This window comes from Neiella litorisoli, assembly GCF_014773395.1.
GTDB classification, from domain to species: Bacteria; Pseudomonadota; Gammaproteobacteria; order Enterobacterales; family Neiellaceae; genus Neiella; species Neiella litorisoli.
The window spans coordinates 30,968-41,346 of sequence record NZ_JACXAF010000002.1 but is presented as its reverse complement, the minus strand read 5'-3'; the positions used below and the strand labels follow the sequence as shown (position 1 = coordinate 41,346).

General features: G+C 49.1%; 8 protein-coding genes. All 8 read right to left on the bottom strand.

The window, feature by feature from the left end; genetic code table 11:
- Positions 1-277: 277 nt before the first annotated feature.
- Entirely contained in the window at positions 278-2,518 is a 2,241-nt protein-coding gene (gene bglX, locus IC617_RS02235; RefSeq protein ID WP_191143365.1) for a beta-glucosidase BglX, read from the bottom strand.
- Positions 2,519-2,963: 445 nt separating this feature from the next.
- Positions 2,964-3,740 (bottom strand): SDR family NAD(P)-dependent oxidoreductase, encoded by a 777-nt coding sequence (locus IC617_RS02230; protein ID WP_191143364.1) that lies wholly within the window; start codon positions 3,738-3,740, stop codon positions 2,964-2,966.
- A 315-nt stretch (positions 3,741-4,055) separates the two neighbouring features.
- Positions 4,056-4,394, bottom strand: coding sequence for a DUF6129 family protein (locus tag IC617_RS02225; RefSeq protein WP_191143363.1), 339 nt, complete (start codon positions 4,392-4,394; stop codon positions 4,056-4,058).
- Positions 4,395-4,414: 20 nt separating this feature from the next.
- On the bottom strand, positions 4,415-5,107 hold the full coding sequence (locus tag IC617_RS02220) for a NifB/NifX family molybdenum-iron cluster-binding protein (RefSeq protein WP_191143362.1): 693 nt from the start codon (positions 5,105-5,107) through the stop codon (positions 4,415-4,417).
- A gap of 203 nt (positions 5,108-5,310) precedes the next feature.
- Positions 5,311-5,523, bottom strand: coding sequence for a putative nitrogen fixation protein NifT (gene nifT, locus IC617_RS02215; RefSeq protein ID WP_191143361.1), 213 nt, complete (start codon positions 5,521-5,523; stop codon positions 5,311-5,313).
- A gap of 304 nt (positions 5,524-5,827) precedes the next feature.
- Positions 5,828-7,399, bottom strand: coding sequence for a nitrogenase molybdenum-iron protein subunit beta (gene nifK, locus IC617_RS02210; protein WP_191143360.1), 1,572 nt, complete (start codon positions 7,397-7,399; stop codon positions 5,828-5,830).
- A gap of 101 nt (positions 7,400-7,500) precedes the next feature.
- Positions 7,501-8,967, bottom strand: coding sequence for a nitrogenase molybdenum-iron protein alpha chain (gene nifD, locus IC617_RS02205; protein WP_191143359.1), 1,467 nt, complete (start codon positions 8,965-8,967; stop codon positions 7,501-7,503).
- A gap of 50 nt (positions 8,968-9,017) precedes the next feature.
- Positions 9,018-9,896, bottom strand: a complete 879-nt coding sequence (gene nifH, locus IC617_RS02200) for a nitrogenase iron protein (protein ID WP_191143358.1) — start codon at positions 9,894-9,896, stop codon at positions 9,018-9,020.
- Between the last annotated feature and the right edge of the window lie 483 nt (positions 9,897-10,379).

Here is a 10,379-nt window from a genome sequence, read left to right as displayed (position 1 = left end):
TTATTAAGTTGTCGCGCAGGCAGGACGCCGGAGCGGGGCTTTGCAGAGGGCAGGAGCCCGCCAGCAAAGTATTTACGGCGTCTCGACGAGACAGCTCGCAAGCGGCGAAGATTTCTCACCAGAAGCAAACAGCATTCGCGAACAACTGCGAGAGCAAACCTCACCCCATGCTGACGCTCAAGCACATCCTTGTGTCGCTCTGCATGCGGCATCCATGCCGCCTGAAGCAGCAAGTTGCGAGGTTTGCTATCGCTTTGGGCATTCGGCAACTGAGTTGTTATTCCACCAAAGTGAACTCAGTCGATTTCACATCATCAGAGCTCGCTCCGATAAACAGCTCAAATTCGCCGGCTTCAATGGTGGGCTGATAGTCAATACCAACAAACGCCAACTTGTCTTTGCTGATGACAAACTCAGCACGCTTAGTCTCACCCGGAGACAAATCGAGAATGGTAAAGTCTTTCAGCAGTTTGACCGGTTGCACCACTGATGCCACTTTGTCGTGAAGATACAACTGGACGATTTCACGCCCTGCCACATCCCCCGTATTGGTCACATCCACTGACGCAGTGATTGAGCCATCCATGGTCATGGTGGCACTACTCAGCTCAATGTCAGAATAGCTGTAGTTGGTATAACTCAAGCCAAAGCCAAATGGATATAGCGGCTCATGGGGCGCATCGCGATAGGTAGTGGTGTAGCGATCTTCGGTGATCCCAGCAACAAACGGATGACTGGTTTTCTTGTAGCTATAGAAAATCGGAACTTGCCCCTGATGCTGCGGGAATGTCACTGGCAATTTCGCTTGCGGATTGAACTTACCCGACAAAATTTCCGCAACCGCAGTGCCGCCGGTTGTACCCGGCATCCACGCCTGTAATAACGCGTCGGAATGCTTCGCCACATCTGTCAAAACATACGGACGGCCAGAGACAATCACAGTTGCAATTGGCTTATTGGTTTTAGCAACAGCTTGCAATAGCTCTTCTTGCAGCCCAGGTAGGTGTAGTGACGCTGTACCACCGCCTTCACCACTCATCCATTCCTTCTCGCCCAACACCATGATCACCATGTCGGCCTGCTCTGCCGCTTTCACCGCCTCTGGGATCAACTCAGCGCCGGCTTTGTTAAAGCGGTCAATGGTCACGCCTTGGGCATAAGTCAGCTCAACCGAATCACCAAACTCAGCTTCCAAGCCCGCCATGATGGACACCACATCTTTGGCTTCGCCCAACCCCGGCCACCAACCCATCAGATCTTTTTGGGCATTGGCAAATGGGCCGATCACGGCAATTCTCTGAACCTTGTCAGAGATTGGCAAAGTCTGCTGATCATTTTTCAGCAACACCATACTCTTCAGAGCCATCTCTTTGGTGGCGGCAAGGTTTGCTGCCGATAGCAATTCCGCTTTTTCAGTCGCTTCATTCAGTCGACCATAAGGGTCTTGCAGTAGCCCAGCTTTGTATTTGAGCATCAGCACCTGACGCACGGCATCGTCGACCACACGTTCATCAACTTTGCCATCGCGCACCAACTGCGGCAGTAACTCCACATACTTCTTCGCCGCCATATCCATGTGAATACTGTTATTGATTGCGGTAATCGTGGCATCTTCAGCATTTGCTGAGACTCCGGCACGCTCTAAGTTATAAATGGTGGCCCAGTCGGTCATGATCAAACCGTTAAAGCCCAAATCACCTTGCAGAACGCCTTGCACCATGTACTGATTTGCCGTTAACGGCACCCCATCATGGGCAGTGTAAGCAACCATCACCGCCGCGACATCGGCATCAACCGCCGCTTTAAATGGTGGCAAATGCACCTCGCGCAGTTCACGCTCACTTAGATCCTGAATGTTGTAATCACGCCCTGCCAGCGATGCGCCATAACCAGCAAAATGTTTGACCGTAGCGAGGATGTTTTGGCCCGGCTCACCTGACTCCTGAAAGCCCTTTACTCGCGCGGCAGCGACCAGACTCGCCAAGTATGGATCTTCACCGGCGGCTTCGATAATTCGGCCCCAGCGCGGATCTCGGCTCATGTCGACCATCGGTGCATAAGTCAGCTGAATACCGCCAGCCGAAGCTTCGCGAGCGGCGATCGCAGCGGATTGTTGAATGGCAGGAATATCCCAGCTAGCCGCTTCAGCTAATGGAATTGGCGCAATGGTTTTGTAACCGTGGATGACATCTTCTTGAAATAAAATCGGCACCCCAGCGCGAGATTGCTCCACAGCAATTTTCTGAAGCTTGAGGTTTTGCGCCGCACCATTCGATTTCAGCAAGCTACCCACCTTACCGTCACGAATCATTTGGTAATGGGTTTCGCCTAACTCGCCTTCAAAGTTAATCAGATTTAGCTGGCCAGCTTTCTCTTCAAGGGTTAAATCGGCAAGGATTGCTTCAATGGTGGGGTTGGTCGGCACTGCCGCAGTTGTTGCTTTATCGTGAGCTGCGCAGGCAGTTAACACCGCCACAGAGCACACCAACAGTGATTTTAATTTGACAGCATTGAACATGCTTTTCTCCGGATAATAATGAGCTCGTCGTGGGTATCGAGCAGGGAGCAATAGACTGCGACAAATATCGCAGTTAAAATTTGCGCGCGATCACATGGTTAACTGTCAACAACGTAACAAACTGTAACATTGCAAAATGCAGCCATGACGCCAATGTAAGCGCATACATAAATCTTGCAAAAAACACGATTAGATACCAGCAACAATCTTACCTAATGCCAATCAGTGGGAGCCATATCACTGTTAAAACCACTATTGTTAAAAGCTTGTAGCTGTAATCGCGAGAACGACAAACCGTTATCCCAGCAATCCCTCTATAAAGAAAGCGCTATCTTTATTGTTCATTCGAGCATAACTACGTAGTCATTCAGGCATAAAAAAACGAAGCACTTTTGCTTCGTTTTTTTATCGCCGCCAGATTAAAGCTGGCTAATTGCCCCATCAATTATGGGCACATCTGGCCGCCGTTCACATCAAGAATCTGACCGGTGATGTAACCAGAGTATTTGTGCGATGAGAAGAACAAGAAGGTCGGCGCCACTTCTTCGATTTTACCGAAACGGCCCATGGCAATGGTGCTGGCAATGTGCGCTTTCAACTCATCGCTTTTGCCATCGTGGAATGCGGTATCAATGGTACCCGGCGCCACAATGTTGAAGCGGATATTATCTTTGGTGAATTCTTTCACCCAATTGCGGTGAATGTCATGCAACCAGGCTTTCGATGCGGCATAAATGCCTGCGCCAACGCCACCACCTTCACGAGCGGCGATTGAGCCAGTGCCAACAACGGCAGCTGTTTCGCCGCTCTCTTTGGCGGATTGACGCAAGTGTGGAATCGAGTACTTGGTCATCATCAGGACAGAGCGACCATTTAAGTCCATCACCCGATCGTAGAATTCATCGTCGATGTTTTCTAAGTTTTCACGGCCACCAAGACCGCCAGCGTTGTTAATCAACACATCCATGCCGCCAAATTCAGCAACGAATTCACTGACGCAGCGCTCGCACTCTGCGGTTTTCATCAGGTTAGCCTGAATAAAGACCACTCCTTGGGCACCGAGCTCTTGCAGTTCAGCAACTGCTTCTTCAGAACCTTCGGTCATATGACTGTTTATACCAATTTTGGCACCGTGCTTAGCAAATTCTCGAGCAGTGGCAAGTCCCATACCAGCTGTAGAGCCGGTGATCAGGACGCGTTTTCCTTTCAGATCTTCAAACATGTTTTGTCCCCGTTGAAATATGGTAATCAGGCTATTCACCCAGATGCCCGAGAACCATAATAAGACAAACAGGTAAAGTCAATTTGCATTACCAATTTAAAATAACTGGATTGACAAAAATAAATTAAAGAGACTCATGAAAAAGTGCTCAAAGCCTTGTTATTTGTGGCTCGAGATAAGATACGACCAATGACTCAATTTTTGGACATACCAATTTAAAGGGTAAAAACGATAGTCCCCAAGCAACAATTTAAACATCGTTGCTTAGGGACTCAGTTGTTCGATTGGAGGAAGTTGGCGCGTTTGAAGTAAGGTTTAGGATTCAACCGTGGCAATAACGACACCAACAGATTTGTCGATGTCTTCGGTCAAGCTGGCACACCCCCAGCCACCAGCCATGAGGTAGAAACCAAATTCCTCAAAGCCGAGAAATGGCTCTCGATCGGCCATATCATCTTCACTGCACAGCAAAAAGCGAATGGCCGGAAAACGCTGACGTAACCATTGCACCGTCTGCCAACTTGGGTGGTAGGCAATCAGCATGTCAGCAAGCTCGTTGAGAAATGCCATCGACAATTGGTTTGAGCTGGCCTCTGGCGTCGGTGAAAACTTCTGAACCAAGGGTGACTCTTCATAAACAGGCATATCAAGCATGGTAATTGTCCTCTGGTTGCTCAGTTTGACTGGTTTTCACTAATGGCTTTTTTCAGCCATGGCGGCGGCCCTTCATGCATCACTTGGCGAATACGACTGAGCATCAAATCGGCATCGGCAGGTGTTGTTTGTTTTAGCGGGTGAACATTGGCGCGCGTCACTCTGGCAGCGGCTGGGCCACCAATCGATAAGGTCGACAAGATCTGACAATCGGCCAGCAGCTCAATCATGAAGCTGGTTCGAGCATCGCCACTGGCGGTGCAAGTGACGGGGCGGACATCGACTAGTTGCCAAGAGTCGGCATTGACTTCATAGACCAAAACCCGCAGGCAAGAACCAAAATGGCCATCGATTTGCTGCTGATTATTGGAAGTCACCGCCACCTTCACCTTAGGCCCAGCAAGCGGCTCAGTGGCCGTTACTTCTGGCGCTTCCATAGTGGCAACTTCTTCGCCGGTCAGGACTGCATGAACTTGTGCCAGTTGCACCCGATCAGGCGGCTCAATCTGCGCAGGTAAATCTTCGCTGAACCAAGTGCGCAATTGCTTGGGGGAGATTGAACGCAGCTTTTTCTCAGTTAATACCTCACCCAATTGACTGACTAAGGTGGTCACCAAGGTCGCCAGTTGTAATTGCGGCACAGCCTTAGCAGCAAGTGCCAGCCGTAAAGCAACGGATTCAGATATGGCTGCATTTGATAACGTGGTGGTCATGACGTACCTCCTGATTGTTCGACTAACAAGTCACTGACGCTGGCGCAACGGTTTGGGTTAGATTCCAGCAACTGAGCGGAATCAAATGTAATCCAGCAAGACGCCGTGAAATCATCCCTGATGGCTCAGCCGCTGCTTCCCTGCAGCGGATGCATGCTGGCTCACATTTGATTCCGTTCACACCAAGCTCAACCCTTGCGTTATTAAGCCCTTCTGGCGCGCATGGTCATTGGTAATTTCGGCTCACCATCCAACGGCTCAATGTAATAACTGGTGCCATCGGCCAGTTCGATTTCGCCGCCCCAACGCTCTGGCTCATCAAATTCAATGGCCACAATGGCCTCTTCTAAATCTTTCTTGGCGATGTAGCACGACAACGCGCCATCGGCTTCTTTGCGGATCATGACGTTTGGCATGTCGGGTTCCTTTTGTTTTATCGCTTTGTTCGTTCTGCGAAATGCAAAGCTAAGCAACAAGACGTAGTGAATCCTTCCGTGGATACTCAGCCGCTGCCTCCATGCAGCGGATGCTTGATGCTTAGCTTTCCATTCCGCGTCTGTCAGTATGTTGCTGACATTTTAGGAATGATTTCTCGGCGTTTTGTTCACGCTTGAATTCACCCTGTGTCAACTCAGAAATATGCAATCCAGTGAATTAACGTAGGAAGAGAACAGGGGCTGATCATTCCTGTTCTCTTCCTCGCCATTCGGTATGACTTAATTAACGCACCAAGTCGTAGCCGTAGTCGGTTTTACCCATCTTGCGAGTATCGTCGTCCAACTTCTCAAGCACTGAATTAACCAAGGTGGTCAGCATGTACATGCCGCCTTCATAACCCAATGTGGTGTTGCGATGCAGATGGTGACGATCAAAGATTGGGAAGCCCAAGCGGATCAGAGGTACTTCAAACTCTTCACCTTTGGCTTTGGTATCGCGCTGAATAAACTTGGCGTACGAGTTACCAATCATGAAGTCTGGCTTGTTGGTGAATACCAGCGAACGGAAATGCCACAAGTCTTTACCAATGTGGATTTCGGCACCAGCCGTACCAGGCGCTTCAGCGATCAATGCTTCCATCTTCTTGCGCCAGCGTTTGTTACCGTTGTTGGCAAGAATATGCTTCACTTCACAACCCAACTCTTGCAGGAATTTGGTCAAGCCCAACAGGTAATCTGGATCGCCGTAGATAGAGAAGCTAACGCCGTGCAACCAAGTGTGTGAGTCGGTCATCATGTCAACCAAACGACCACGCTCTTTGGCCAATGATTCTGGGATCTCTTTGCCGCTGATTTCTGAAATCGTCATCAGGAATTCATCGGTCCAATCCAAGCCCATTGGGATATTGGTCGCCGGTACGTCATGCTTCCACGTGTTAGTGATAAACTTCTTGGTTTTCACCAATTGGTCTGGTTGCAACAAAATGGTGGTTTTGGCGTTTGGCGCATCTTTCATTTCCGCAATTGGCGTGCCGCCTGCGTACATGCGATATTCGCCGTCTGCTGGTGTATCCAATACTTCACTTGGATCGCACAGCAAGCTGTAATCAACACCCATTTCTTGCATCATGCGATGCATCACACGGTAGTTACCCAGATACGTTTCAAAGCCAGGCACTAAGTTGATTTTGCCATTGCTACCAACTTCTTTGTCTTCCATGTAGTTCAAGGTGAAGTAGCGAGCAGCACCTTCAAACATGTTGTCCCAGCCAGTCACATGGCTGCCAACAAAGCTTGGCGTGTGAGCAAATGGTGTTGGTAAATCTTCTGGGATGTAGCCTTCTTTTTTAGCGTTGCCAATAAAGGCGTTCAAGTCATCACCAATTACCTCAGCCATACAGGTGGTCGACACCATGATGACTTCTGGCTTGTAAAGTGCGAGCGAGTTTTGCAGACCATCGAACATGTTCTTCTGGCCACCAAATACCGCTGCATCTTCGGTCATTGAGTCCGAGACACACGCCACAGGCTCTTTGAAGTGACGGTTAAAGTAAGTGCGGAAATAAGCCACACAACCTTGCGAGCCATGCACATAAGGTAAGGTGTTTTCAAAACCCAAGGCACAAAGCACAGAGCCCAATGGTTGACACGCTTTTGCTGGGTTGATGGTGAGGCTCTTACGAGCAAAGTTAAGCTCTTTGTATTCTTCGGACGTGGTCCATTCGAATACTTCTTTGACCTTCTCGGCGTCATGACCTTCTTCGAACATTTCGCGTTTGCGGGCGATCATGTCCTGATATTCCGGCTGGCCGAATAACGGATAACCCGGTTTGATATCTTCTACTGATTGACTCATTTTCTTTCTCCTCCCGCGCCACTCATCTGTGAACAGACGGGTTGAGTGATACACATAAGCGCAATGCGCTCAATTCAGTGTTCTACTTGCCAAAGCGAGGCTTAAACCGCTTCTGCCAGCTCAGCTTCCTCAGACTTTTTCCAAGGGGCGGTGAGCTTGTCCCAGCAAGGGTTGTTCAACGTCATGTCCATATCGCGAGCGAAGATAGCGAAGCCATCAAAGCCGTGGTAAGGACCTGAGTAATCCCAGCTGTGCATCTGACGGAAAGGCACGCCCATTTTCTGGAAGATGTACTTCTCTTTGACACCCGCGCCGATTAGATCTGGCTTGAGTTTTTCGGCGAATTTCTCCAGCTCATAGCCGGTGACATCGTCGTAAATCAAAGTGGCATCTTTCACTTCAGGAATGGTCTTGGTGTAGTCATCGTTGTGGGCAAATTCATAGCCGGTACCAACAATTTCCATACCCAGATCTTCGTAGGCGCCAATCACGTGACGAGGGCGTAAACCACCGACGTACAGCATGACTTTCTTGCCTTCCAATAGTGGCTTGTACTTGGCAACGATGGGTTCCCATTGCTGGCGGTACTTAGCGATGACTTCTTCCGCTTTGGCCTGAATGGTTTCGTCGAAGAAAGCAGCAATCTTACGCAGCGACTCTTCACACTTGGTTGGGCCGAACAGGTTGTACTCCATCCATGGCACACCATATTTTTCTTCCATATGACGTGAGATGTAGTTCATTGAACGGTAACAGTGGATTAGGTTCAGCTTCACTTTCGGGCCGTTTTCCAGCTCGGCGATGGTGCCGTCACCAGACCACTGAGCCACTACGCGAAGACCGATTTCTTCAAGCAGAATACGAGAAGACCAAGCGTCACCACCGATGTTGTAGTCACCGATAATGGCAACGTCATACGGGGTTGTTTCAATCTCTTTGTCTTCTGACTTATCCAGTACGTAGTCACGCAAGGTATCGTTAGCAATGTGGTGACCCAATGACTGGCTGACGCCGCGGAAACCTTCACAACGTACCGGCACGATGGTTTTACCGATTTCAGCGCCTTTGCCTTTAGCAACGGCTTCGATGTCATCACCAATCAAACCAACCGGACACTCCGACTGAATCGAAATACCTTTGTTCAGCGGGAACAGGGTTTCGATTTCATCAACAATGGCCGACAGTTTCTTGTCACCACCGAATACGATGTCACGCTCTTGGAAGTCAGAGGTGAAGTTCATGGTGCCGAAGCTATTCACGCCGGTCATACCGGTGTAGTAGTTACGACGACCCGCACGTGAGTACTGACCACAGCCAACTGGACCATGGGAAATATGCACCATGTCCTTGATTGGGCCCCATACCACACCTTTAGAACCGGCGTAGGCACAACCACGGGCAGTCATTACACCAGGCAAAGATTTACGGTTTGCAGTGACACACTTCTTGCCTGCTTGCTCCGTATCGTTTGCCGTTAAATGTTTCAGGCGATCTTTTTTCGCCTTGTCTGGGTAAACCTCAAGCACTTCACTGATGAGCGCCTGAGTTTCAGCTTTATCCATTGACATAGTCTTCTCCTGAGAAGTTTGTCTAGTGGCAGGTTTGCTTGCTCAGTCGCTTAAGCAACAGCTTCGTCAGCGGTTTTACCGATGATGGATTCATCTTCGACTTCCATGATGCCGAATTCCATCAACAGATCTTCCAACTCGTCCATGGTGCAAGGCTCTGGAACCACGAACAGTTCGTTGGCCATTACTTTTTGAGCCAGCGCGCGGTATTCGTCAGCTTGGTTACATTTAGGGTTGTATTCGATCACGGTCATACGACGGATTTCAGCTTGCTGAACCACGTTGTCACGAGGTACGAAGTGAATCATTTGCGTACCGATCTTGCCGGCCAATGCTTCGATCAGCTCGTCTTCACGGTCACACTTACGTGAGTTACAGATCAAGCCTGCCAAGCGAACGCCACCAGAAGAAGCGTACTTACAGATACCTTTAGAAATGTTGTTGGCCGCGTACATTGCCATCATTTCACCAGATACAACGATGTAGATTTCTTGCGCTTTGTTTTCACGAATTGGCATCGCGAAACCACCACATACAACGTCACCAAGTACGTCGTAGAATACGAAGTCGAGATCTTCTTCGTAGGCACCTTCTTCTTCTAAGAAGTTAATCGCAGTAATCACACCACGACCGGCACAGCCAACACCTGGCTCTGGACCGCCAGATTCAACACAGCGAACGCCGCCGTAACCAACTTTAAGAACATCGTCCAACTCAAGATCTTCAACTGAGCCAGCTTCTGCTGCCATTTCCATAATGGTGTTTTGCGCTTTTGCGTGGAGGATCAGTCGAGTAGAATCCGCTTTCGGATCACAACCGATGATCATGACCTTCTGACCAGCTTCAGCCAGCGCAGCCACGAGGTTTTGCGTAGTGGTGGATTTGCCGATACCACCCTTGCCATAAATTGCACATTGACGAATAGCCATGGTTTGTCCCTTCAAGAAATTGGTTTAAAAACGGTTCCCGATTAGGACAGTGCGAAAACCACACCAAGATCACACAACAAAATAACCTATTGTTTTTATTCGATTTATTAATTTCGAAATAGATCAATGACCGACGAAGCCACAACAAATGGAGGGCTTTTGTCGTAATCAACACAAACAATTTGCAGCAAAAAAGCAAAAACCCGCAGTCCATGCTGCGGGTTTGAAATCAGAGGGGCGCTACGGTGAACACAGAGGCCATGTGGCGGCTTATGCTTCGAAACGTTTGCCTAATGCTCTTTTGAAGCATTGGATGAGTTGGATTCAACTAACCTTTTGAGCCGTCTGCACCACATCATCCGTTTGGCTTCTCAGCGCTTGGGGTAACCAATTAGCTGAGATTTTTGATGTGGACTTAGTGTAGGCAGAAAGTTTGAGCGAGTGGCACTAAAGATCACACTATTTAGCTAACAAATTAGGTTA